The following is a 24,450-nucleotide window of genomic DNA, read 5'->3' as shown; positions in this document are numbered from 1 at the left end:
AGGAGAGTGATGTGGTAAGGCGTACTGGCGCGCCGCGGCTGGAGTTTGAAAAAGCGGCAATTTATGAATATCCCGAGCATCTGCGTCCGTGGCTTGACGATCTGCCAAAGCATCCCGGCGTCTATGTTTTTCATGGCGAAAGCGAAACCATGCCGCTCTATATTGGCAAGAGCGTCAATATTCGCAGCCGGGTGCTGTCGCACCTGCGCACGCCGGATGAAGCCTCTATGCTGCGTCAGTCGCGGCGCATCACGTTTATCCGCACCGCGGGCGAAATCGGCGCGCTGCTCTTAGAAGCGCAGATGATCAAAGAGCAGCAGCCGCTGTTTAATAAACGGTTGCGCCGTAACCGGCAGCTCTGCTCCTTGCAGTTCAAAGGCGAAAAACCGGACGTGGTTTACGCGCGCGATGTCGATTTCTCGCACCAGCCGGGCCTGTATGGACTCTTTTCGAGCCGCCGCGCGGCGCTCGGCACGCTGCAGTCAATCGCCGACGAACAACAGCTCTGCTACGGCCTGCTGGGGCTGGAATCCGTGCGCCCGGGGCGCGCCTGTTTCCGCTCGGCGCTGAAACGCTGCGCGGGGGCCTGCTGCGGTAAAGAGCCGCTGGAGGCGCACAACGCGCGCCTGATGGAGGCGCTGGAGCGCATGCGCGTTATCTGCTGGCCGTGGGACGGCCCGGTCGGGCTGCGGGAGAGTTTCGGTGACATGACGCAGTACCATATCATCCATAACTGGTACTGGCTGGGATCGGTCGCCTCGTTAAGCGACGCGGCGAGCATCTCGCGCGCGCCGCAGGGCTTTGATAACGACGGCTATCGTATTCTGTGCAAGCCGCTTATCAGCGGCGAGCATGAGATAGTGGAAATCGGCGCGCACGCGCCTCAGAGATAAGTAATTTCGCTAAACAGCACCTGCCCTTCGGCCTTCAGCAGCCGGAGGGTATGGCTTCCCTCCTGCCACCAGGCGCCCTGCTCCGGCGTCAGCAGTTTATCGTTAAGCTGCCAGGCGCCGCTTAAAACATACACAATCCCGCCGCGCGCGCGGCCAGTGGTAAACGTGCGATCGGCGACGCGCACCTGCGCACGACAGCGATCGCGCCGGGTCATCAGATTAAAATCAAGCGACATGCGCCCGTCGGTCAGCTCAGCGCGTACCGGTTGCTCGCCCGCGAAGGTAAACGGTTGGTGGCGCTTTAACGTATGACGAAATGCGCCACCGCCAAGCAATGTGACTTCGCCGCCATCGAGCAGCGTCACCACGCGGTCAACCTGCGGCACGACGTTAAATTCGCCATTGCTGGCAAGAGAAGCAATGCTGGCGCGCCAGTTAAAATCCCGGCTCGGCGGGTAACAACAGATCTCGCGGGTTTCGCCTGCGCCATTACGCCACAGGTTCACCGGCATCTTTTTGACGTCGAAAAATTCCATCCCCACTCCTGGAACGCGCATCATGCGCCAGTCGCCACAGGCTTACTGCGGCAAAAATTATTGTTATACATTTACAGGCCTGATTATTGGCACGTCAGAGGATGGCGAACGCAGATCCTTAACATACGCAGGCTAAATGCGTCGCACGGCGGCAGCGATGAATGATAACCAACAGAAATTACGTGGCAAGAGGCGTGGGAAAAGAAAAACCGCCGGCCCTGGCCAGCGCCATCAAAGGACGCTTGCCAAAACCGGCGGTCTTAAGCCAGTCAGAAATTATTCTGCATCTGCGGGCATTTTACCTTCCGGAGCCGGACGTTCTGTCAGACGCTTCTCAAAATTGGCATTAAATTGCTTTTTCTGCTCCGGCGTCAGAACGTTATAGATTTTGTTCTGGGTTTCCATGTGCGCCAGCATACGGGCTTTATGCTGCGCTTCCATTTTATCGATCTGGGCCTGCGCTTTGTCTTTATCAAAGCTGTCGCTGGCGATCAGATTGTGCATCGCGCGGCGTTCTTCCAGCGACGGACGCTCGAATTTTTCACGCTGGGCTTTACGGATGTCGCGAATTTGCTGCTTCTGCGCATCGGTCAGGTTCAGCCCCTGGAACATCATATCGTGATGCGGGCCGCGCGGACCTTTATGGTGCATCATCGGTGCGTTATTCGCATCAGGTGCCGGGGTCTCCGCCGCCTGTGCCAGGTTAGCCGCGCCAAGCGCCAGGGTGGAAGCAACGAAGATAGCCGTTAATTTACGCATAATGTTGTCCTTACTTTCAGTTAATTCAGCAACAGGTTGTCGCCTTGACGAGATTAATTCTACGGGCAGATTCGTCAATCAGTCAGAGTCTGAGTAAAACAGTGAAAGCATAAAAAACAATTATTGTGCGATTATGGAGAAAATAAGAAAAAACGGAGGAGAAGATTCTTTAAATATCACAACCGATTGATTGTGAAGAGAGTGTGAGCGCAGTATATAAGCGCACCGCTGTAAAATAAAGCGCCGCGCTCAGAATTATCCGCATTATTTTCACGGCCCACAGGGGGCCGCATATTATTTAATTTCCCGCAGCATTAATCCCGCGCGTAAACCGAGCGCGACAGAGGGATTCGGAAACAGCACCCGTTCATTTTCCTGCGCGTAATAGCGTTCATCGCCATCTTCCGCAAGCAGCGTGCCTGCGTCGAATGCCGTGAAATTTTCGGTCTCAGCGGACATATGCAGCACAAAGCGATCGCTTCGCCGGGTGATTTGCTGCGCCACCTCAAAGCGGCGCGGCGCATCCATAGCGGCAGGCGCGGGCGAGCCGTCCAGCAGCGCCGACAGCGCCCGCTGCGTTGGGGCGAACTGGCTGAGATCGTTCTGGCCGAACGGCAGCGCCTTCCCAAGCTCCAGCGTACAGCTGAGTGCTGCGAAGCGCTCGCAGGAAAAGTGCGTGAAGGTGCCGCCCGGCGCGCGATGAAATACCAGCGCCTGTAGCCCGGCGTCGCCAAGCCAGGCGAGAAAATCCTCCGGCCACGCCGTCGTGCGCGCGGGCAGTACGCCAAAGCGCGGAAAGCGTGACGCGCGAATGGCGGTATGCAGATCCAGATGCCAGCGCACCGTTTCATCGCCCGCCGCAAAAAACGTCTCCAGCGCCTGCTCAAGACATTCCGCGCGGGCGGTTTCCACACCCGGCGTGACGGTTTGCCAGCGCCCGCCGAAAAGACGGTTAAGATCGTAATCGACAAACCGGCGTCCGGCCCGCAGCGCCGCCGGGCTGCCGAGCACCACCAGCAGCCGCCAGATGAGCGGCCGCTCGCCGCGCACCAGCGGCGCGAGGAGCTGCTCCAGTATCTCGACCGGCGCGGTTTCATTACCGTGAATGCCCGCGCTCACCACCAGCGCGCCGCGCACCTCGCCCGCGGGCGTCAGTTGCAGAATGCCTTCATCCAGCCACTCGATAGTCACACCGCCGCGTTGCAGCGTTTTGGTGGCGGGCGTCTCGCCGCGCAGCGTCTTCGCAATAAAATCGTCCACGGCGTCTCCTTACTGCTGGAACGGATAGACATTGCCGAGCGAAAGCAGGCGCGACAGTTCATCCAGCGCCTCGCGTCCTTCGCGCAGCAACTGCGGGTCTACCAGATCTTCCTGCGTCAGCCGGTCGCGGTAATATTTATCCACCCACGCGTTAAGCCGCGTAAAGAGCGCGTCGTTCATCATCACCGCCGGGTTGACCGCCTGGCGCTCGTCGTCGGTCAGCACCACGCGCAGGCGCAGACAGGCGGGGCCGCCGCCGTTGGCCATGCTTTCGCGCAAATCGAAAATTTTCAGCTCGCTGATCGGGTTATCCGCCGCCACGAGCGTATTCAGGTAGCGCCAGACGCCCTCGTGGCGGCGCGACTCCTCAGGCAGCACCAGCACCATAGCGCCGTCGTCGCGGCTCAGCAGCTGGCTGTTGAAAAGGTAGGTTTCCACCGCGTCCTGCACCGACACCTCGCCTGCGGGCACCACCAGCGGCGTAAAGCCCGGTACTTTTTCAGCCAGCGCGTCAAACAGCGCCTGCTGATGCAAAAACGCGTGCTCATGGCAGAACAGCACCTGGCGGTTGGAAACCGCAATGACATCGTTATGGAACACGCCCTGGTCGATGACCGCCGGGTTTTGCTGCGCGAACATAACGCGCTGCGGATCCACCTGGTTAAGCCGCGCCACGGCCTGCGAGGCTTCCAGCGTCTGGCGCGCCGGGTAACGGGCCGGCACCAGCGCCCCGCTCTCTTCGCGCCCGTAGATGAAAAGCTGAAGCCCCGGCTCGCCGTAGTCACCGCCAAGCCGGTTATGGTTGGCCGCGCCTTCGTCGCCGAACATCGCCACCTGCGGCAACGCGCCGTGTACGGCAAAACGAGACTCATCGCGGAAAATTGCCCGCAGCAGCCGTTCGGTGCCGGGCGCTTCGCTGGCGCGGTGGAATTTATTGTTAAGGTTCGCCACGGTCAGATGCACTTTGCCATCCAGCGCGTCGGCGGACGGACAAACCGTTGCGGCGTTCGCCACCCACATCGACGATGCGGAGCTGGCGGCCGAAAGCAGATGCGGCGCGGCGCGCCAGGCTTTCTCCAGCACCTGTTGATCGCTGCCGGTAAAGCCAATCTGGCGCAGCGCCGCAAGGTTCGGACGCTCCTGCGGCGGGATCACCGCCTGCGGGAAACCGGCGTCCGCCAGCGCTTTCATCTTCGCGAGCCCCTGTTTCGCGGCAAGCTTCGGGTTTGAGACCTGGAAACGATGTTTCGTCGAGGCCTCATTACCGAAAGAGAGCCCGGCGTAATGGTGGGTCAGCCCCACCAGCCCGTCAAAGTTGACTTCACGTGCTTTCATGCCTGCTCCTTCCCGCTGAAATCGAGGCCGGGGTTTAACGTCTGCGGCAGCGCGAAGGTCGGGCTTTCCAGCGAGGCCATCGGCCAGGCGCAGTAATCCGCCGCATACCAGGCGCTCGGACGGTGATTGCCGGACGCCCCGACGCCGCCGAACGGCGCTGTGCTCGCCGCGCCCGTCAGCGGTTTGTTCCAGTTCACGATACCGGCGCGCGCTTCCAGCAGCAGCTGGTCGAATTTCTCGCGAACCGGCGAAATCAGCCCGCAGGAAAGTCCATAACGGGTGGCGTTGGCAAGCGTAATCGCCTCGTCGAAATCGTCGTAACGCCAGACGCCCAGCAGCGGCCCGAAGACCTCTTCATCCGGCACGTCGCGCACGCCGGTTAGCTCAATAATGCCCGGCGTGAGCAGCGAGCTTCCCGCCTGCACCAGGGCTGGCGTTAACAGCGGCTTGCCGCCGCGCGACAGATGCCCCTGCCAGGCTTCCAGCACCCGCTCCGCCGCCTGCGCGCTGATAAGCCCGCCCATAAACGGCTGCGGCTCGGCATCCCAGCGGTCGGGGCGTAAACGCCCGGCGATCTCAACGAGGCGCGCCAGGAAGGCGTCGCCCGCAGCACCGCGTTTTACCAGCAGGCGGCGCGCGCAGGTGCAGCGCTGCCCGGCGGTGATAAATGCCGACTGGATCGCCAGATGCACCGCGCCGTCGATATCGTCAGGATCTTCGACAATCAGCGGGTTATTACCGCCCATCTCCAGCGCCAGAATTTTTTCGGGCTGCCCCGCCAGCTGGCGATGCAGTTGATAACCGGTGCCGGCGCTGCCGGTAAAGAGCAGGCCGTCAAGTTCCGGCCGGGCGGAAAGCGCCTGGCCGGTCGCGCGCGCGCCCTGCACCAGATTCAGCACGCCCGCAGGCAGGCCCGCCTGTTCCCAGAGTTTCATCACGGCTTCGCCGGTGTGCGGCGTCAGTTCGCTCGGTTTAAACACCAGCGTGTTGCCCGCGAGCAGCGCCGGAACGATATGGCCGTTCGGCAGGTGGCCGGGGAAGTTATACGGCCCGAAAACCGCCAGCACGCCGTGAGGACGGTGGCGCAGCGTGGCTGCGCCGTCCGGCATCGGCGAGTGCTGTTCGCCGGTGCGGGTCTGGTACGCCTTGAGCGAAATGCCCACTTTATTGATCATCGCGGTCACTTCGGTGGCCGCTTCCCAGCGCGGTTTGCTGGTTTCCAGCGCGATGATGCGCGTCAGTTCTGTTTTGTTCGCCTCAAGCAACGCGGCGAATTTCTCAGCGATAGCCTGCCGGTCGGCGAAAGGCCGTTTCGCCCAGGCCGGAAACGCCGCGCGGGCGGCGGCGCAGGCCGCTTTCACCTGCGCGTCGTCCGCCGCATGTCCTTGCCAGAGCAGGCCGCCGCCCACCGGATCGCGTTTTTCCAGCGCCTCGCCCTGCCCCGTTGTCCACTCACCGTTGATCCATAAACTCATACTTTTTTCTCCTCAGGGCACAGGCGCACCAGGCGTACACGATCGCCGTGGCGGCATTGCAGGGCATCCAGCGTGGCGGCGTCCAGAATCAGCCTGTCGGCGTCCGGTCTGGCGCGGATTAACATCACGCGGAAGTTATCGTAATTTTCGTTGGCGACCATGCAGGCCGGCAGTTCGTCGTCGGTAACCGGCTGGCCTTCCGCGACCTCCACGAGGCGGCTTTTACGGATAGCCCGCACCCGGTCGATATCACACTCCAGCGTCGGCCCGCCGTCAAAGATGTCGACATAGTTGCGATAGCGAAATCCTTCGGCCTCCAGCACGGCGCGCGCGGGCGCGGTGTCTTTATGGACCTGGCCGATAACCGCCTGCGCCTCTTCAGAAAGAAACTGGGTATAAATGGGGTGTTTTGGCATCAGCTCAGCGATAAACGCCTTCTGCCCTGTACCGCACAGGTAGTCGGCGCGGCTGAACTCCATCGAAAAAAAGCGCTGGCCGAGGCTTTCCCAGAACGGCGAGTAGCCGTGCTCGTCAATGACCCCGCGCATTTCCGCCACCACTTTTTCATTAAAGCGCTCGCGAAACGCGGCCATAAACATAAAACGCGATTTGGAGAGCAGATAGCCGTTGCCGTTTTTGCGCCACTCCGGGTCGAGAAACAGCGTGCAGAGCTCGCTGCTGCCGGTGTGATCGTTGCTGAGAAACAGCGTCGGCAGTGCGTTGTAGACATTCAGCTCTTTTGAGGCGTGTACCAGCGTGCCCACACGGTAATTATACCAGGGCTCGCTGAGCCCGACGGCCACTTCAATGGCGCAAATGCCGGCAACCGTGCGGCTTTGCGTATCTTCCAGCACAAAGACATAGCCCTGATCGCCTGGCGGCAGTTCGCCGCGCCAGGTTTGCAGGGAGCGCTCGACGCGCGCGCTGAGCGTTTTTTCATCCACCGGCAGCGAGGTCAACCCGCCGCCGGTTTTTGCAGCGAGGCGCAGCAGCGCCGGAACGTCGTGGTGTGCGACGGGGCGAATCACCATCATGATGCGCCCTCCTTCAGCCAGTTTTCGCAGGCGCGCGCCATGCGGGCAAGCCCGGTTTCAATCTCCTGATGGCTGATGTTGAGCGCAGGCGCGAAGCGCAGCACGTTAGCGCCCGCGATCAGCACCATCGCGCCTTCTTTCGCGGCGGCGAGCGAAATCGCCTTCGCCTTGCCCGCATACTCGTCTTTCAGTACGCAGCCGATGAGCAGCCCCAGGCCACGGATCTCTTTAAACAGCCCGAGGCGCTGGTTGATGGCGTTCAATTGCTCGACAAACGCGTCGTGACGCGCTTTCACGCCATCGAGCATCTCCGGCGTGTTCACCAGATCCAGCACCTGGCCTGCGACCGCCCCCGCCAGCGGGTTGCCGCCGTAGGTGGTGCCGTGCGTACCGACGCCCATCACGGCGGCGCAGCGTTCGGTGGTGAGCATCGCGCCAATCGGGAAACCGCCGCCAAGTGCTTTGGCGGTAGAGAGCACATCCGGCGTCACGCCGTAATGCATATAAGCGTAGAGGTGGCCGGTGCGGCCCACGCCGGTCTGCACTTCATCAAAAATCAGCAGCGCGTTATGGCGATCGCACAGCTCGCGCAGACCCTGCAGGAAGGCTTTAGTAGCAGGCACCACGCCGCCCTCGCCCTGCACCGGCTCGACAATCACCGCGCAGGTGTCGTCATTAATTAACGCGGCGGCGGAATCGAGATCGTTAAACACGGCATGGCTGATTTGCGGCGGCAGCGGCGCGAAATCCTGGGAATACGCAGGCTGGCCGCCAGCGGAGACGGTAAACAGCGTGCGGCCGTGGAACGCGTTTTTAAACGCCACAATGCCGCTTTTCTGCGCGCCGTAGTGGTCGTGAGCATATTTACGGGCGAGCTTCAGCGCCGCCTCGTTGGCTTCCGCGCCGGAGTTACAGAAGAAAACGCGATCGGCGAAGGTGGCGTCAATCAGGCGTTTGGCGAGGCGCAGCACCGGCTCGTTGGTATACCCGTTGCCGGTATGCCAGATTTTCGCCGCCTGGGTCTCCAGCGCTTCGCGCAGTTTCGGGTGTGCGTGCCCGAGCGCATTTACCGCGATGCCGCCCGCGAAATCGATATACTCTTTGCCTTCCTGATCCCAGAGCGTGGAACCCTCAGCCCGCACCGGAATAAACGCGGCAGGAGCATAAACGGGGATCATCCACTCATCAAAGTTCTGGCGGGTAATTGACTGCGACATAGCGACCTCGTCCGGTAAATAAAAGGTTGTTTAGTTGTTAATTAAATGTGCATTTGCGCTCTTACTGTAGATTGCACGCTTCGTGCCAGCCAGAGGAGAAACTGCATACCGGAGAGTCAGTAACGTTAAATCAATAGGTTACGAATCAGTGTTATTCACTTTTATTGCATAAAAAGTGAATACTTTTATGACAAAGCGGCCTTCACCATAAAAAAACCCGCACTTTTATGCATTGATAAAATATTGTTCTGGATTTGTGATCGTGACCGGGATTTGCCATATCAACGCGCCCCATTTCAGGGCGCTCGCGCCGTCCTGGTGCAAAAGCACAGGGTTTGCGCCGCTTTTAACAATCGTCACAACCTTGCCGGGCCGGGAGACGCGCGGGCGGTTTTTCTGTTACCATCGCGCCACTCTTGTTCATCCAGTGTGTTCGCGACTATGAAATTCATCTCTTTTAACATCAATGGCCTGCGCGCCCGCCCTCATCAGCTTGCCGCGCTGGTGGAACAGCATCAGCCGGACGTTATCGGCCTGCAGGAAACTAAAGTCCATGACGATATGTTCCCTCTCGAAGAGGTGGCGAAACTGGGCTACAACGTTTTTTATCACGGTCAGAAAGGCCATTACGGCGTGGCGCTGCTGACTAAAGCCACACCGGTTTCTGTGCGCCGCGGCTTTCCGGGCGACGGCGAAGAAGCGCAGCGCCGTATCATCATGGCCGAAATCCCTTCTTCTATTGGCGATATCACGGTCATCAACGGCTATTTCCCGCAGGGCGAGAGCCGCGATCACGAGGTGAAATTCCCGGCCAAAGCGAAGTTTTATCAGGATTTGCAGGACTATCTTGAGACGGCGCTGAGCAACGATAAGCCAGTGCTGATTATGGGTGATATGAATATCAGCCCAAGCGATCTGGATATCGGCATCGGCGAAGAGAACCGCAAGCGCTGGCTGCGTACCGGCAAATGCTCGTTCCTGCCGGAAGAGCGTGAATGGATGGGCCGCCTGCTGAACTGGGGGCTTAAAGATACGTTCCGTCACGCCAACCCCGAAACCAGCGACCGCTACTCCTGGTTCGACTACCGCTCGAAAGGCTTTGACGATAACCGCGGCCTGCGCATCGACCTGCTGCTGGCGAGCGATCCGCTGATGGCGCGCCTGGCTGAGACCGGCATCGATTACGATATCCGCGCGATGGAAAAACCGTCCGATCACGCGCCGGTCTGGGCGACCTTCTCGCTGTAATCTGTTCCGCTCCTCCTGCTCGGGGAGGAGCCTTTACGGAAAATCACCATGCAAATCATTGATGTCGTGGCGGCAATCATCGTGCGCGACGGCCAGGTGCTGCTGGCGCAGCGCTCGCCTGATTGCGATCAGCCGGGGCTGTGGGAATTTCCCGGCGGCAAAGTGGAGCCGGGCGAAAGCCAGCCTGCGGCGCTGGCGCGTGAGCTTGCCGAAGAGCTGGCGATACGCGCGCGTATCGGCGCGTATGTGGCAAGCCACACGCGTGAGGTTTCCGGGCGGGTTATTCGGTTACATGCGTGGCAGGTGGACGATTTTGACGGCGAGCCGCAGGCGTTATGCCACAGCGCGCTCGTCTGGTGTGAGCCGCGCGAGGCGTTCGGCTATGCGCTCGCCCCGGCGGATATCCCACTGCTTGAAGCGTTTATGTCCGCACGCGACGCCACACCAGCGGATTTGTGCTGAGGGTTTTCTCGTCGCGCTGGCACTGCAGCAGCACACCGTCGGCTTTGATCACCGCCCCTTCGGAGTAGTTCTGATCCTGATAGACGCAGCACTGAATACACTGCTGCTGCGAACGCTGGCCGCCGGTACTGAACACCTCTTCCGGTATGTTGACCTGCACATCCGGGCGCAGCCTGTCGGCACCCGCCGGCAGTGTGGCCAGCAGCGCCAGCGCCGCCAGTAAGCATTTTTTCACTGACACCCCGTTTCCCCTCTTGTGATGTGATGCTGATTTCACTATAGCGCGCCGCGCTCTCCTTAAGACGTTATCGGCGAAACGGGCGCGGAGTTTAGCGCGGCGGGTTACTCCGCCGCAGGATGGGCGCTGCCGCGCTTGCGGGACGCAGGCTTTTTGCCGCCTTTGCCCGCGCGGCGTTTTTGCGCCTGCTGGGGCGCCACCAGACCGCGGAACTGGCGCACCGGGGCGCTGCGCGCCTGATCAATGAGCGTGTAGAGCGTCTGCACCAGCGGCTGCATGAAATCCTGATAGCGGCACTGCTTCTCGCTGATTTGCGTCAGCGTCGATTCCCACTGCGCGGTCATGTCCGGGCGTGCGGCAAGCTCCGGCAGCGCGTGGATCAGCGCTTTCCCGGCGGGCGTCGAATGAATATAGCGCCCCTGCTTTTCAAGAAAACCGCGCTTAAATAAAAGCTCGATAATGCCTGCGCGGGTCGCTTCGGTGCCAAGTCCGTCGGTGGCGCGCAGGATCTTCTTCAGATCTTTATCCTGCACGAAACGCGCGATGCCGGTCATGGCCGAGAGCAGCGTGGCGTCGGTAAAGTGGCGCGGCGGCTGGGTCTGGCGTTCAACCACTTCACCATGCTCGCAGTGCAGCTCGTCGCCTTTAGCCACCACCGGCAGCGGCGTACCGTCGTTCTCTTCGTCGCGCTCTTTAGCGCCAAGCAGCGCGCGCCAGCCCGTCTCCGCCAGAAAACGCGCTTTGGCGATGAATTTGCCGCCCGCGATTTCAAGTTCAATCACGCATTTGCGGAACTGCGCGTCCTGGCAAAATTGCATCAGGTACTGACGGGCGATGAGCCCGTAAATTTTCGCCTCGCCGTCAGAGAGCGACGCGGGCGCGCTGCGGGCGGTCGGGATAATGGCGTGGTGCGCGTCCACTTTTTTGTCATCCCAGCAGCGGTTGCGGCGCTCCGGATCGACGGCGGGCTGCGGCAGGAGATCCGGCGCGTGAACGCCAATCGCCTTCAGCACCGCATGACGGCCCGCGAAGTGCTCCTCCGGCAGGTAGCGGCAGTCGGAGCGCGGATACGTAATGAGTTTGTGGGTTTCGTACAGCTTCTGGCAGATATCCAGCACCGTCTGCGCGCTCAGATTGAAGCGTCTGGCGGCCTCGATTTGCAGCGTCGAGAGGGAGAACGGCAGCGGCGCGGCCTCGCTTTCGCGCTTGTCGTTATAGCTGGTGACGACCGCAGGCTGCCCTTCTATGCGCTTAACGACATGCTCCGCCAGCGCGCGGTTGAGGAGCCGCCCCTCTTCATCCTGGTACGGTTCGCAGGCCTCGCTCGGCTGCCAGAGCGCGGTGAAGCGCTCCTGCGCGGGCGTGATGATGTGCGCTTTAACCTCAAAGAAATCTTTGGCGACAAAGTTTTCTATCTCTTCGTCGCGCCGGACCACCAGCCCCAGCACGGGCGTCTGGACGCGGCCTACCGAGAGCACGCCCTGGTAGCCCGCGTTCTGCCCGAGCAGCGTATAAGCGCGCGTCATGTTAATGCCGTAAAGCCAGTCGGCGCGGGCGCGGGCGAGCGCCGAGGTGCTGAGCGGCACAAACTCGCGGTTCTCGCGCAGTTTATCGATAGCGCGCTCCACCGCCTGCGGGTTGAGATCGTTAATCAGGCAGCGGCGCACCTGCTGGCGCTTTTCCGCGGGCAGTTGCAGGTAGTCGAGCACTTCATCCACCAGCAGTTGCCCTTCGCGGTCCGGGTCGCCTGCGTGAACAATCTCCTGCGCCTCGCGCAGCAGCTTTTTAATCACATTAAGCTGCTTTGCAACCGACGGTTTCGGCTGGAGCTGCCACTTTTCCGGCACGATGGGTAAGTCGGCGAGATTCCAGCGGCCATAGCGGCTGTCATAGGCGTCCGGCTGCGCCTGCTCCAGCAGGTGTCCGACGCACCAGGTGACCACCTGGCCGTTCCCGCACTCAATAAACCCGTCGCCCCGGCGGTGCGGTTTCGGCAACACGTCGGCGATGGCGCGCCCCAGACTGGGCTTTTCGGCAATAAACAACCGCATCGATTAGCGAATCTCCACCATCGGACGGCCGCCGCGCGCGGTTTTCAACTCGCCGATGGCGCTAAGCGTGATGCCATGCTCCGCCGCCACGGCCTGCACCTGCGCTTCTGCGGCGGGCTCCACCGCCAGCAGCAGGCCGCCGGAGGTTTGCGGATCGCACAGCAGGCTGCGCCAGGCGTCCGGCATATCGCCCATCAGGTGGCCGTAGCTCGCAAAGTTACGGCTGGTGCCGCCCGGCACCGCGCCCTGCGCGATGTATTCTTCAACGCCTGGCAATTTCGGCACGGCCTCATACCAGAGCTCCGCCTGCAGGCCCGCGCCCTGGCATACTTCGCTGAGGTGCCCCAGCAGCCCGAAGCCGGTGACATCCGTCATCGCCCGCACGCCGTCGATCTCTGCGAAATCAGCGCCCGCTTTATTCATGGTGCACATCACTTCTGTCGCCAGCCCCTGATGCTCCGGGCGCAACAGCGATTTTTTCTCAGCGGTGGTCAGCACGCCGATACCCAGCGGCTTGGTGAGAAAGAGTTTGCAGCCCGCCTCGGCGGTGCTGTTTTTCTTGACGCGCTCGGTTGGCACCACGCCGGTGACGGCGAGACCGAAAATCGGCTCCGGCGCGTCGATGGAGTGGCCGCCCGCGAGCGCGATGCCCGCCTGCTGACACGCAAAGCGCCCGCCCTCCACGACCTCGCGCGCGATTTCCGGCGCGAGCGTGTTAACCGGCCAGCCGAGGATCGCAATCGCCATGATCGGTTTACCGCCCATCGCGTAGATGTCGCTGATGGCGTTGGTCGCAGCGATACGGCCAAAATCGAACGGGTTGTCCACGATGGGCATGAAGAAATCCGTGGTGCTGATAACGCTCGTGCCGTTGCCGAGATCGTACACCGCCGCGTCGTCGCGCGTTTCGTTGCCGACAAGCAAGTTGGGGTCGATAAACTTCGCCTGATCGCTGTGCAGGATGGTTTCCAGCACTTTCGGGGAAATTTTACAACCGCAACCTGCTCCGTGGCTGTACTGGGTCAGACGAATCGCTTGCTCACTCATGGACCGCTCCTTGTTTGGTCAGAATCAGGTGATCGTTATCGTTCGATAAAGCGCGCTTATGGTAGCGCCAGAAAGACGGGGTGGTAAGTATGACTGTCTGAATTGCGCCGCTTTTGCTCACAATCCAGACAGTTTTGCGCGCGGGCTTCAGAAATGACGCACGAAGGGGGCGGTGTCCGGCAGGTTAATCGTGGTGGAGGCCTTCAGCTGCGGGGTGCCGAGGTAGAGAAAACCGACAATCTGATCCTGTTCGCGGCACGCAAAAGCCTCACGCACCAGAGCGTTATCGGTGAACGGCCCGCTGCGCCAGATGCCGTTAAAGCCCTGGGCGAGCGCCGCCATCTGCATCGCCATCACCGCGCAACCGGCACTGACCACCTGCTCCCAGCGCGGCACTTTGTGGTGCTCTTCGCAATGCGCCACCACAGTGATGATAAGCGGCGCGCGAAACGGCGCGTTGCGGGCTTTGTCGATGGCTTTTTCATCCTGGCCGTCAGCGATGGCGGCTTTTTCCAGCAGCGCGCTGAAGCGCTCGCGCCCTTCGCCTTCGATAACAAAGAAACGCCACGGCTGCAGTGTGCCGTGATCCGGCGCGCGCATGCCCGCCCGCAGAATGTTTTCCAGCGCGTCGCCCGTTGGCGCAGGCTCAGCGAGACGTGAGGCGCTGCGGCGGTTGACCAGCATATCTAATGCATCCATCTCAACTCTCCTTTGATGATTTTTACTCATAAAATTAACACAGCGGTATGTTTTGTTACACCCTGCCCGCGTTTCCTGCTGACAAGCCCGCCTGTGGTATTTACACTTTGTCGGCGTCCCGCCTGTAGCGGGAGGTTACGGGGTTCCCCGTTATTCACGGATTAGGGAGAGTAAATGCGTACCCTTTGGCGAATTATTGCCGGATTCTTTAAGTGGACCTGGCGCCTGCTCAATATCATCAGAGAGCTGGTGATGAATCTGCTGTTTCTCCTGCTGGTGCTGGTGTGCGTCGGCGTCTGGATGCAGTTTAACAGCGGCCCGTCTGAGCCTGGACGCGGCGCGCTGCTGCTTAATATCAGCGGCGTGGTGGTGGATAAACCGTCGGTCAATAATAAGCTTGGCGCGCTGGGCCGTCAGCTCTTTGGCGCAAGCTCCGACCGCTTACAGGAAAATTCGCTGTTTGATATCGTCAACGCGATCCGCCAGGCGAAAGACGACCGCAATATCACCGGCATCGTGCTGGATCTGAAAGATTTCGCCGGGGCCGATCAGCCATCGATGCAGTATATCGGTAAGGCGCTGCGCGAATTCCGCGACGCCGGTAAGCCGGTGTATGCGATTGGCGATAGCTACAGTCAGGGCCAGTATTACCTCGCGAGCTTCGCCAATAAGATTTGGCTCTCGCCGCAGGGCACCGTCGATCTGCACGGCTTCGCCACCAATGGCCTCTACTACAAATCGCTGCTCGATAAGCTCAAAGTGACTACGCATGTGTTCCGCGTCGGCACCTATAAATCCGCCGTCGAGCCGTTTATCCGCGACGATATGTCACCCGCCGCTCGTGAGGCGGACAGCCGCTGGATTGGCGAGCTGTGGCAGAACTATCTCGGCACGATCGCGGCTAACCGTCAGGTACCGGCAAGCCAGATCTTCCCTGGCGCGCAGGCGATGATCGCGGGCCTTGAAGCCGCTGGCGGCGATACCGCGAAATATGCGCTCGACAATAAGCTGGTGGATGAGCTCGCAAGCAGCGCGACTGTCGACAAAGCGCTGGTGAAACAGTTTGGCTGGAGCGACAAGGATAAAGATTTCCGCGCCGTCAGCATTTACGACTACCCGCTGAACAAGCCGTCCGAACAGGGCGAGAGCATCGCCGTGGTGTTCGCTAACGGCGCCATCATGGATGGCGAAGAAACGCCGGGGAATGTCGGCGGCGATACCACCGCCGCGCAGATCCGCGACGCGCGTCTTGACCCGAAAGTAAAAGCCATTGTGCTGCGGGTGAACAGCCCTGGCGGAAGCGTGACCGCCTCTGAAACCATCCGCCAGGAGCTGGCGGCGGCGAAAGAAGCCGGTAAACCGGTGGTGGTGTCGATGGGCGGCATGGCGGCGTCCGGCGGTTACTGGATCTCCACACCCGCTAACTATATCGTTGCGAACCCCAGCACCCTCACCGGCTCTATCGGCATCTTTGGTGTTATCAACACCGTGGAAAACAGCCTGGATGCGATTGGCGTGCATACCGACGGCGTGGCGACCTCACCGCTCGCGGATGTGTCGGTGACCAAAGCGCTGCCACCGGAAGTGCAGAAGCTGATGCAGTTAACTATCGAAAACGGTTATCAGCGCTTTATCGGCCTGGTGGCGCAGTCGCGTAACAAAACCCCGCAGCAGATTGACCAGATAGCGCAGGGCCACGTCTGGACGGGTGAAGACGCGAAGCAAAACGGTCTGGTGGACAGTCTCGGCGATTTCGACGACGCCGTGAAGAAAGCCGCCGAGCTTGCGAAGCTGAAATCCTGGCATCTCGATTTCTATCAGGATGAGCCTGGCCTTATCGATATGGTGATTGCCAACCTGACCGGCTCGGTGCACGCGATGCTGCCTCAGGCGCTTCAGGCCTGGCTGCCTGCGCCGGTGGCCGACGCGGCGCTGGCGGCGAAGAAGGAAGGCGATAAGCTCGCGGCCTTTAACGATCCGCAGAACCGTTACGCCTTCTGCCTTACCTGCGGCGACGTGCGCTAACGCGTCAGCGTCGACCCTGTCACAGCCCGGCCAGCGCCGGGCTGATTTTTTTGCGCAGCACCTCTATACTGCGCGGGTTTATGCACAACGAAAGCTGACCTATGCAAAAGAAATCGATTTACGTTGCCTATACCGGCGGCACCATCGGTATGCAACGCTCCGAACACGGCTACATTCCCGTCTCCGGCCATCTCCAGCAGCAGCTCGCCCAGATGCCGGAGTTCCACCGCCCCGAAATGCCGGATTTCACCATTCACGAATATGCGCCCCTGATGGACTCGTCCGATATGACGCCGCAGGACTGGCAGCATATCGCCGAAGATATCAAAGCCCATTACGATGAGTATGACGGCTTCGTTATCCTTCATGGCACCGATACGATGGCGTTCACGGCGTCGGCGCTCTCGTTTATGCTGGAAAATCTGAGCAAGCCGGTTATCGTCACCGGCTCGCAGATCCCGCTCGCGGAGCTGCGCTCTGACGGGCAGATCAACCTGCTTAACTCACTCTACGTGGCGGCGAACTACCCGATTAGCGAAGTGACGCTGTTCTTCAACAACCGGCTCTATCGTGGCAACCGTACCACCAAAGCCCACGCTGACGGTTTCGACGCGTTCGCTTCTCCTAATCTGCCGCCGCTGCTGGAAGCAGGCATTCATATTCGTCGCCTGAATACGCCGCCCGCGCCTCACGGCCACGGCGAGTTGCGCGTGCATACCATTACGCCGCAGCCTATCGGCGTAGTGACTATCTATCCGGGGATCTCCGCTGACGTGGTGCGTAACTTTTTACGCCAGCCGGTGCGGGCGCTGATCCTGCGCTCTTATGGCGTCGGTAACGCGCCCCAGCACGGCGATTTCCTGAAAGAGTTGCAGGAAGCGTGCTCGCGCGGGATTGTGGTGGTTAACCTGACGCAGTGTATGTCCGGTAAAGTCAACATGGGCGGCTACGCCACCGGCAACGCGCTGGCCCATGCGGGCGTTATCAGCGGTTTCGACATGACCGTCGAGGCGACGCTCACCAAACTGCACTATCTGTTAAGCCAGGGGCTGGAGCCGCAGGCGATTCGCGAAGCGATGATGCGCAACCTGCGCGGCGAGCTGACCCCGGACGATTAAAAGGAGCACGGTATGAACTCACGCGCACTGCTGCTGGTGGATCTGCAAAACGATTTTTGCGCCGGCGGCGCGCTGGCGGTCGCGGAAGGCGACAGCACGGTGGATATCGCGAACGCGATGATTGAATGGTGTCAGAGCCGCGGCGAGCCGGTGGTGGCAAGCCAGGACTGGCACCCGGCGAATCACGGCAGTTTTGCTTCTGTTCAGCACGCCGAGCCGTTCACGCAAGGCACGCTGGACGGCCTGCCGCAGACCTGGTGGCCCGATCACTGCATTCAGGAGAGCGACGGCGCGGCGCTCCATCCGCTGCTGAACCAGAAGGCCATTGAGCAGCGCTTTTACAAAGGTGAAAACCCGGCGATTGACAGCTACAGCGCGTTTTTCGATAACGGACACCGCCAGAAAACCGCGCTCGACGCCTGGCTTCGCGAGCATGGCGTAAGCGAGTTGATCGTCATGGGGCTTGCCACCGACTACTGCGTCAAATACACGGTGCTTGACGCGCTAAGGCTGGGGTATACGGTGAACGTGATTACCGACGGCTGCCGCGGCGTTAACCTGACGCCGCAGGCCAGTATGCTGGCGTTTCAGGAGATGGCGGCGAGTGGCGCCACGCTCTATACGCTTGACGACTGGCGCGAAACGCAGGCATAAACCGCCTCAGTCATACGTTGCTTCATAAAAAAGGCCGCTTTGCAATCCGCGGCCTTTTTTTGCTTCAGCACCCTTCAGCTCATTCAGGCTTGAGCGTGGCGATAGGCTGCTGATTGATACCGAACTCCGCCTTCAGCTGCTGCTTGCTTTTCATCACCAGCTGGCCGTCCGTGCCGATCGTCATATGCTGCGGATGGGTGTTGTGGCGCATCTGCCAGAGCATCACCAGTTGCAGGCTGTTTTCTTTCTGCTCGGGCGTTAGCGCCACGCCGTCGGGCCATTTTCCGAGTTCTACGGCGGTCGCGAGACGCTCGTAAACCTCCGGCGTCATGCTGCTAATCAGGTCTTCCAAGTTCATAAAATCACGCTCCAGTGGAATAATATGCTGAATCGATTCTTCAACCTTTGATTTGCTCGCCGTTATCGTCATCGGTGAAGCTCAGCGACGCCGAATTGACGCAGTAGCGTTCGCCGGTCGGTTGCGGGCCATCCGGGAACACGTGTCCCAGGTGCGCATCACAGTTGCCGCAGCGGATTTCAATGCGCTGCATGCCGTGCGAGTAATCGTTAAGGTAACGAATCGAGTCCTCGCTTACCGGCTCGTAAAAACTCGGCCAGCCGCAGCCCGAATCATACTTAGTTTCAGAGTTAAACAGCGGCGCATCGCACACCAGACAGTGGTAGACGCCATCACGCTTGTTATGCAGCAGACGCCCGGTATACGGCGGTTCCGTGCCGTGATTCTGGGTGACGTAAAACTGCATTTCCGTCAGGGTGTTTTTCAGGTCGTCCTGGGAGTTTTGATTGGCCATAAGGTGACATCTCGGGGAGGTTTAAGCAGTTACATTACCTGCATTATTCTAACAAAACATTAACAGTAACGCGTACACTTTTGGTCTAAACTTAGCACTGAAAATGCAGCTGACAAGCAAACGTGATTAACATCACACTTTTGTTTTCGACGCCCTTTTAAATTCCTCTCGGTGTCCCCATATGGACCTGAGCCCAAAAGGAAGAGTGAGGTGAGTCAGTCGTGCAAAGCTTGTCCACAGGATTGATTTGTCGCAATGATTGACACGATTCCGCTTGACGCTGCGTAAGGTTTTTGTAATTTTACAGCCAACCTTTTATTCACTAACAAATAGCTGGTGGAATATATGACTATCAAAGTAGGTATCAACGGTTTTGGCCGTATCGGTCGCATTGTTTTCCGTGCTGCTCAGAAACGTTCTGACATCGAGATCGTTGCAATCAACGACCTGTTAGACGCTGACTACATGGCCTACATGCTGAAGTATGACTCTACTCACGGTCGTTTCGACGGTACCGTTGAAGTTAAAGACGGTCATCTGATCGTTAACGGTAAAAAAATCCGCGTTACCGCTGAAAAAGACCCGGCTAACCTGAAGTGGGACGAAGTGGGCGTGGACGTGGTTGCTGAAGCAACCGGTATCTTCCTGACCGACGAAACCGCACGTAAACACATCACCGCTGGCGCGAAAAAAGTTGTTCTGACTGGCCCGTCCAAAGACAACACCCCGATGTTCGTTCGTGGCGCTAACTTTGATAAATATGCAGGCCAGGACATCGTGTCCAACGCTTCCTGCACCACCAACTGCCTGGCACCGCTGGCGAAAGTTATCAACGACAACTTCGGCATCATCGAAGGTCTGATGACGACCGTTCACGCGACCACCGCGACTCAGAAAACCGTTGACGGCCCGTCTCACAAAGACTGGCGCGGCGGCCGTGGCGCGGCTCAGAACATCATCCCGTCCTCTACCGGCGCTGCTAAAGCTGTAGGTAAAGTGCTGCCGGAACTGAACGGCAAACTGACTGGTATGGCGTTCCGCGTTCCGACCCCGAACGTATCCGTTGTTGACCTGACCGTTCGTCTGGAAAAAGCTGCGACCTACGAGCAGATCAAAGACGCTATCAAGAAAGCCGCTGAAGGCGAAATGAAAGGCGTTCTGGGTTACACCGAAGATGACGTAGTTTCCACCGACTTCAACGGCGAAGTATGCACTTCCGTGTTCGATGCTAAAGCAGGTATCGCACTGAACGACAACTTCGTGAAACTGGTTTCCTGGTACGACAACGAAACCGGCTACTCCAACAAAGTACTGGACCTGATCGCTCACATCTCCAAATAAGTGAGATGAGATTCTGATCTTAAGGGCGACTTCGGTCGCCCTTTTTATTTGGATTTAAGACAGAGGATTGCCAGAAATGATCAATACGCTTTTTGCCCTGCCGGTGTCTGAGCAGTTAACGCCTTACCTCTCCCGTCGTCAGCATGACGAGCTGGATATCATCGTTATCGACCACCCGCAGGTTCGCGCCGCCGTGGCGCTGCAGGGCGCGCACCTGCTGTGCTGGAAACCGGCTGGTGAAGAAGAGGTGTTATGGCTGAGCGCCAACACGCCGTTTAAAAAAGGCGTCGCGCTGCGCGGCGGCGTGCCGATCTGCTGGCCGTGGTTTGGCCCGTCGGCGCAAAAAGATCTGCCCTCGCACGGTTTCGCCCGCAATCTGCCGTGGAACTTAAGCGCCCATAATGAAGACGATAACGGCGTGGTGCTGACGTTTGAACTGCACGCCAGCGACGCAAGCCGTAAACTCTGGCCGCACGATTTCACACTTTATGCGCGCTATAAGCTCGGCAAAACCTGCGAAATGGAGCTGGAAGCGCACGGCGAATTCGAAACCACCTCCGCGCTGCACTCCTATTTCAACGTCGGCGACATCGCGGAAGTCAAAGTGAGCGGGCTTGGCGAGGCCTATCTCGACAAAGTGAATGGCGGCGAGGAAGGCAAACTCAACGGCGGCGTGCAGACATTCCCGGACCGTACCGATCGCGTTTACCTGAACCCGGAAGGGTGCAGCCTGATCCATGACGGTGCGCTTAACCGCACCATTGAAGTGGTGCATCACCACAACAGCAACGTGGTGGGCTGGAACCCGGGCCCGGCGCTCTCGGTCAGCATGGGCGATATGCCGGATGACGGTTATAAGACGTTCGTTTGCGTGGAAACCGCCTGCGTAACCACGCCGCAGCAGACGCGTGAAGATAAACCTTCGCGCCTCTCCCAGACGCTGCGCGTTATCAAAAAAGCCTGATAACCCATGGCCTCGCGATGAGCGGGGCCATTTTTTACGCCCTTCCCTGTTTCCCATCAATATGCGCCATAAAAAAGGGCACCCGAAGGCGCCCCAGTAGATAGCGTTACGAATCAGAACGTGTAAGTCACGCCGGTAGACAGCAGCGCAGACCAGGAACGGTCTACCATCGGGCTGTCTTTCGCTTCGTCGCTAAGATGGGTGTAACGGCCGCTGCCGTAAACGCTCCAGCTGTCAGAGAGACGATAAGTGGCGGTCAGCTCGGCATACGGCGCCCAGCCATCGTCAGCGTCATAGCGGTTAAGCCCGCTGCGGCGCGACTCTTTGCCGCTCACGCCATAGTAGTAGTCGTTCTGGTTTTCACTGCTCCACTCAACACCGATGCCCGGCGTCAGGGTCAGACCGCCGTTGGTGTAGCGATAGAGCCACGCGAGATCCCACACGATACCGTTGCTGTTATCCAGCGTATCAGCGGCAAGCGACGTGCGCAGGAAACCATACTGCGTGTTATGCACGTAAGAGAGGCCCGCCATCAGCGTTGCTTTGCGCTCATCCAGACGGCGCAGCGCGCGGCTGTCGCTGTCGCCCGGCTTAAAGTGCAGCGGCGAATAGTACGCCATAATGGAAAGCTTATCGGCGGTGTCATTCCACAGGTAGTATCCCGCACCCAGACCGCGCACCCAGAAATTATCGCCTTCATAGTTGATAACCGGCAGCGGGTAAACATCGCGGTCATACTGTTTATAAGGATTGACTACCCATCCTGCACCCGCGCCAACTGACAGTTTTCCTTCTGCATGCGCAAAGGTAGCGGCTGAAGCCATAACGGCACCCAGTGCCAGAAATTTGAATGTGCTCACAATCCATCAAGTCCTTTAGTCAAATGATCGGCTCGCGAAGTTTAACCGCCCCTGCGCTTCACCCCAAATTTTTTCGCACTTCTTTACATCATTGGATCGCGCAGCCTCGCATTTTCGCGTGACAGGCGGCTTGCAATTTTATGACCTGACGGTGAATTCACGCCATAAATGTAAATCCGCCAGCAGAAACAACGGGATGAGTGCTTGATAAATCACTGAATCCCTCAAACGGCGGCATGCAAGATTTTCAAATGCCATCTACGCTTAAAATTAAGAAGGTGCATTACCCTGACCGCAGTAGCACAGTGCAACGCGCAAAAAAAATGCTTAAGTTGGCATTAGGGTTGCTGTACTCAGAATACGTCTTCCGGGAGCCTCCACTATTCATATGAACGGCTCTTAAACCTGTGCTAAAAAACGAAAGGACGGCATGCCATGAATATATTCGATCACTATCGCCAGCGCTATGAAGCTGCCAAGGACGAAGAGTTCACACTGCAGGAATTTCTTACCGTTTGCCGGCAGGATCGCAGTGCATATGCAAATGCGGCGGAACGGCTATTGATGGCCATCGGTGAGCCAGTGATGGTGGATACTGCCCAGGAGCCACGGCTCTCCCGTCTCTTTTCGAACCGGGTGGTCGCCCGGTATCCGGCGTTTGAAGAGTTTTATGGCATGGAAGAGGCCATTGAGCAGATTGTGTCGTACCTGAAACACGCGGCGCAGGGTCTGGAAGAGAAGAAACAGATCCTCTATCTGCTGGGCCCGGTGGGCGGCGGTAAATCGTCGCTTGCCGAGCGTCTGAAATCGCTGATGCAGCGCGTACCCATTTATGTGCTGAGCGCCAACGGCGAGCGTAGCCCGGTCAACGATCATCCGCTGTGCCTGTTCAATCCGCAGGAAGACGCGCAAATTCTGGAAAAAGAGTACAACGTCCCGCGCCGCTATCTCGGTACTATTATGTCGCCGTGGGCCGCGAAGCGCCTGCATGAGTTTGGCGGCGACATCACCAAATTCCGCGTCGTCAAAGTCTGGCCGTCGATTCTTGAGCAAATCGCTATCGCGAAAACCGAGCCGGGCGATGAAAACAACCAGGATATCTCCGCGCTGGTAGGTAAAGTGGATATCCGTAAGCTTGAGCATCACGCGCAAAACGATCCGGACGCCTACGGCTACTCCGGCGCGCTCTGCCGCGCCAACCAGGGCGTGATGGAATTCGTCGAGATGTTTAAAGCGCCGATTAAAGTGCTGCACCCGCTGCTGACGGCGACCCAGGAAGGCAACTACAATGGGACAGAAGGCATCTCCGCCCTGCCCTTTAACGGCATCATTCTGGCGCACTCGAACGAATCGGAATGGGTCACTTTCAGAAATAACAAAAACAACGAGGCGTTCCTGGACCGTGTCTATATCGTCAAGGTGCCTTACTGCCTGCGTATTTCGGAAGAGATCAAAATCTACGAAAAACTGCTTAACCACAGCGAGCTGTCGCATGCCCCCTGCGCGCCCGGTACGCTCGAAACGCTGGCCCGTTTCTCGATCCTTTCGCGTCTGAAAGAGCCGGAAAACTCCAGTATTTACTCAAAAATGCGCGTTTACGACGGCGAAAGCCTCAAGGACACCGACCCGAAAGCGAAGTCTTATCAGGAGTATCGCGACTACGCGGGCGTAGATGAAGGCATGAACGGGCTCTCCACCCGCTTCGCATTCAAAATCCTCTCGCGCGTCTTTAACTTCGATCATACCGAAGTGGCGGCGAACCCGGTGCATCTCTTCTATGTGCTGGAGCAGCAGATTGAACGCGAACAGTTCCCGCAGGAGCAGGCCGAACGCTATCTCGAATTCCTGAAAGGCTATCTGATCCCGAAATACGCTGAATTTATCGGTAAAGAGATCCAGACGGCGTATCTGGAGTCCTACTCCGAATATGGCCAGAACATCTTTGACCGCTACGTCACCTATGCGGATTTCTGGATCCAGGATCAGGAGTACCGCGACCCGGATACCGGTCAGCTGTTTGATCGCGAATCGCTCAACGCGGAACTGGAGAAAATCGAGAAACCGGCGGGCATCAGCAACCCGAAAGATTTCCGCAACGAAATCGTCAACTTCGTGCTGCGCGCCCGAGCCAACAATAATGGCCGCAATCCGAACTGGACCAGCTATGAGAAGCTGCGCACGGTTATCGAGAAGAAAATGTTCTCGAACACCGAGGAGCTGCTGCCGGTTATCTCCTTTAACGCCAAAACGTCCACTGATGAGCAGAAGAAACACGACGATTTTGTCGATCGCATGATGGAAAAAGGCTATACCCGCAAACAGGTGCGTCTGCTTTGCGAATGGTATCTGCGCGTGCGTAAATCGTCCTGATAAATCGCCCGGCGGTGCTCGCGCCGCCCGGGCCTACAACGAAGCGAACCGT

General features: G+C 58.9%; 23 protein-coding genes. 9 read left to right on the top strand and 14 right to left on the bottom strand.

The window, feature by feature from the left end:
• Nucleotides 1–11: 11 nt before the first annotated feature.
• Complete coding sequence (gene cho / locus G9X48_RS03310; RefSeq protein ID WP_004388214.1) at nt 12–893, top strand: excinuclease Cho; 882 nt, start codon at nt 12–14, stop codon at nt 891–893.
• On the opposite strand, the gene ves is transcribed toward cho, so the two are convergent.
• The 7 genes from ves to G9X48_RS03275 form a co-directional block, all read right to left on the bottom strand.
• Complete coding sequence (gene ves, locus G9X48_RS03305; protein ID WP_015386779.1) at nt 884–1,429, bottom strand: environmental stress-induced protein Ves; 546 nt, start codon at nt 1,427–1,429, stop codon at nt 884–886. The genes cho and ves overlap by 10 nt on opposite strands.
• Before the next feature lie 276 nt (nt 1,430–1,705).
• A complete protein-coding gene (gene spy, locus G9X48_RS03300; RefSeq protein ID WP_007893980.1) occupies nt 1,706–2,188 on the bottom strand; it encodes an ATP-independent periplasmic protein-refolding chaperone Spy in 483 nt (160 codons plus the stop codon).
• A gap of 294 nt (nt 2,189–2,482) precedes the next feature.
• On the bottom strand, nt 2,483–3,448 hold the full coding sequence (gene astE, locus G9X48_RS03295; protein WP_097641621.1) for a succinylglutamate desuccinylase: 966 nt from the start codon (nt 3,446–3,448) through the stop codon (nt 2,483–2,485).
• Between the two features lie 9 nt (nt 3,449–3,457).
• The gene (astB, locus tag G9X48_RS03290) at nt 3,458–4,783 is read right to left on the bottom strand and encodes an N-succinylarginine dihydrolase (protein ID WP_097565101.1); all 1,326 of its coding nucleotides are present in this window, start codon (nt 4,781–4,783) and stop codon (nt 3,458–3,460) included.
• On the bottom strand, nt 4,780–6,258 hold the full coding sequence (gene astD, locus G9X48_RS03285; protein ID WP_063264740.1) for a succinylglutamate-semialdehyde dehydrogenase: 1,479 nt from the start codon (nt 6,256–6,258) through the stop codon (nt 4,780–4,782). The genes astB and astD overlap by 4 nt, the downstream gene beginning before the upstream one ends.
• Nucleotides 6,255–7,292: an arginine N-succinyltransferase gene (gene astA / locus G9X48_RS03280; RefSeq protein ID WP_032989880.1), complete on the bottom strand. Its 1,038-nt coding sequence runs from the start codon at nt 7,290–7,292 to the stop codon at nt 6,255–6,257. Before astA ends, astD begins: the two co-directional genes overlap by 4 nt.
• Entirely contained in the window at nt 7,289–8,509 is a 1,221-nt protein-coding gene (locus tag G9X48_RS03275; protein WP_007893964.1) for an aspartate aminotransferase family protein, read from the bottom strand. Before G9X48_RS03275 ends, astA begins: the two co-directional genes overlap by 4 nt.
• A 441-nt stretch (nt 8,510–8,950) precedes the next feature.
• Here G9X48_RS03275 and xthA point away from each other — a divergent pair, with 441 nt between their 5' ends.
• Together xthA and G9X48_RS03265 are read left to right on the top strand one after the other, a co-directional pair.
• A complete protein-coding gene (xthA, locus tag G9X48_RS03270) occupies nt 8,951–9,757 on the top strand; it encodes an exodeoxyribonuclease III (protein WP_097641622.1) in 807 nt (268 codons plus the stop codon).
• A gap of 48 nt (nt 9,758–9,805) precedes the next feature.
• Nucleotides 9,806–10,219 carry a pyrimidine (deoxy)nucleoside triphosphate diphosphatase gene (locus G9X48_RS03265; protein ID WP_097647881.1) on the top strand — a complete coding sequence of 138 codons (414 nt, stop codon included), beginning with the start codon at nt 9,806–9,808 and terminating at the stop codon, nt 10,217–10,219.
• Here G9X48_RS03265 and G9X48_RS03260 read toward each other — a convergent pair.
• From G9X48_RS03260 to G9X48_RS03245, 4 genes are all read right to left on the bottom strand, one after another.
• Nucleotides 10,179–10,460 carry a DUF1496 domain-containing protein gene (locus G9X48_RS03260; RefSeq protein WP_004386957.1) on the bottom strand — a complete coding sequence of 94 codons (282 nt, stop codon included), beginning with the start codon at nt 10,458–10,460 and terminating at the stop codon, nt 10,179–10,181. The two genes, G9X48_RS03265 and G9X48_RS03260, sit on opposite strands and share 41 nt — an antisense overlap.
• Before the next feature lie 101 nt (nt 10,461–10,561).
• Nucleotides 10,562–12,508, bottom strand: coding sequence for a DNA topoisomerase III (locus G9X48_RS03255; RefSeq protein WP_097641979.1), 1,947 nt, complete (start codon nt 12,506–12,508; stop codon nt 10,562–10,564).
• Nucleotides 12,509–12,511: 3 nt separating this feature from the next.
• Nucleotides 12,512–13,555 (bottom strand): selenide, water dikinase SelD, encoded by a 1,044-nt coding sequence (selD, locus tag G9X48_RS03250; RefSeq protein WP_097641978.1) that lies wholly within the window; start codon nt 13,553–13,555, stop codon nt 12,512–12,514.
• A 147-nt stretch (nt 13,556–13,702) separates the two neighbouring features.
• On the bottom strand, nt 13,703–14,254 hold the full coding sequence (locus G9X48_RS03245) for an NAD(P)H nitroreductase (protein ID WP_004386619.1): 552 nt from the start codon (nt 14,252–14,254) through the stop codon (nt 13,703–13,705).
• A 174-nt stretch (nt 14,255–14,428) separates the two neighbouring features.
• On the opposite strand from G9X48_RS03245, the gene sppA reads away from it, so the two are divergent.
• The 3 genes from sppA (at nt 14,429) to pncA (ending at nt 18,051) form a co-directional block, all read left to right on the top strand.
• Entirely contained in the window at nt 14,429–16,279 is a 1,851-nt protein-coding gene (gene sppA, locus G9X48_RS03240; protein WP_097641977.1) for a signal peptide peptidase SppA, read from the top strand.
• 101 nt (nt 16,280–16,380) lie between these two features.
• Nucleotides 16,381–17,397 carry an asparaginase gene (gene ansA / locus G9X48_RS03235; RefSeq protein WP_004386621.1) on the top strand — a complete coding sequence of 339 codons (1,017 nt, stop codon included), beginning with the start codon at nt 16,381–16,383 and terminating at the stop codon, nt 17,395–17,397.
• 12 nt (nt 17,398–17,409) lie between these two features.
• The gene (gene pncA / locus G9X48_RS03230; protein ID WP_004386622.1) at nt 17,410–18,051 is read left to right on the top strand and encodes a bifunctional nicotinamidase/pyrazinamidase; all 642 of its coding nucleotides are present in this window, start codon (nt 17,410–17,412) and stop codon (nt 18,049–18,051) included.
• A gap of 79 nt (nt 18,052–18,130) precedes the next feature.
• Here the strand turns inward: pncA and G9X48_RS03225 are convergent, their stop codons facing one another.
• Nucleotides 18,131–18,409, bottom strand: a complete 279-nt coding sequence (locus G9X48_RS03225; RefSeq protein ID WP_041460526.1) for a YeaC family protein — start codon at nt 18,407–18,409, stop codon at nt 18,131–18,133.
• Nucleotides 18,410–18,449: 40 nt separating this feature from the next.
• Nucleotides 18,450–18,863 (bottom strand): peptide-methionine (R)-S-oxide reductase MsrB, encoded by a 414-nt coding sequence (gene msrB / locus G9X48_RS03220; protein ID WP_004386624.1) that lies wholly within the window; start codon nt 18,861–18,863, stop codon nt 18,450–18,452.
• Between the two features lie 345 nt (nt 18,864–19,208).
• Here msrB and gapA point away from each other — a divergent pair, with 345 nt between their 5' ends.
• Both gapA and G9X48_RS03210 read left to right on the top strand, forming a co-directional pair.
• The gene (gene gapA, locus G9X48_RS03215; protein ID WP_004386625.1) at nt 19,209–20,204 is read left to right on the top strand and encodes a glyceraldehyde-3-phosphate dehydrogenase; all 996 of its coding nucleotides are present in this window, start codon (nt 19,209–19,211) and stop codon (nt 20,202–20,204) included.
• A 76-nt stretch (nt 20,205–20,280) separates the two neighbouring features.
• Nucleotides 20,281–21,168, top strand: a complete 888-nt coding sequence (locus G9X48_RS03210; RefSeq protein ID WP_007893940.1) for a D-hexose-6-phosphate mutarotase — start codon at nt 20,281–20,283, stop codon at nt 21,166–21,168.
• 113 nt (nt 21,169–21,281) lie between these two features.
• On the opposite strand, the gene G9X48_RS03205 is transcribed toward G9X48_RS03210, so the two are convergent.
• Entirely contained in the window at nt 21,282–22,028 is a 747-nt protein-coding gene (locus tag G9X48_RS03205) for a MipA/OmpV family protein (protein WP_004386627.1), read from the bottom strand.
• Between the two features lie 435 nt (nt 22,029–22,463).
• Here G9X48_RS03205 and yeaG point away from each other — a divergent pair, with 435 nt between their 5' ends.
• A complete protein-coding gene (yeaG, locus tag G9X48_RS03200) occupies nt 22,464–24,398 on the top strand; it encodes a protein kinase YeaG (RefSeq protein WP_004386628.1) in 1,935 nt (644 codons plus the stop codon).
• Nucleotides 24,399–24,450 lie beyond the last annotated feature (52 nt).

This window comes from Cronobacter sp. HA18006 (assembly GCF_011605445.1).
Classification (GTDB): Bacteria; Pseudomonadota; Gammaproteobacteria; order Enterobacterales; family Enterobacteriaceae; genus Cronobacter; species Cronobacter sakazakii.
This window is presented reverse-complemented; position numbering and strand designations above follow the sequence as displayed.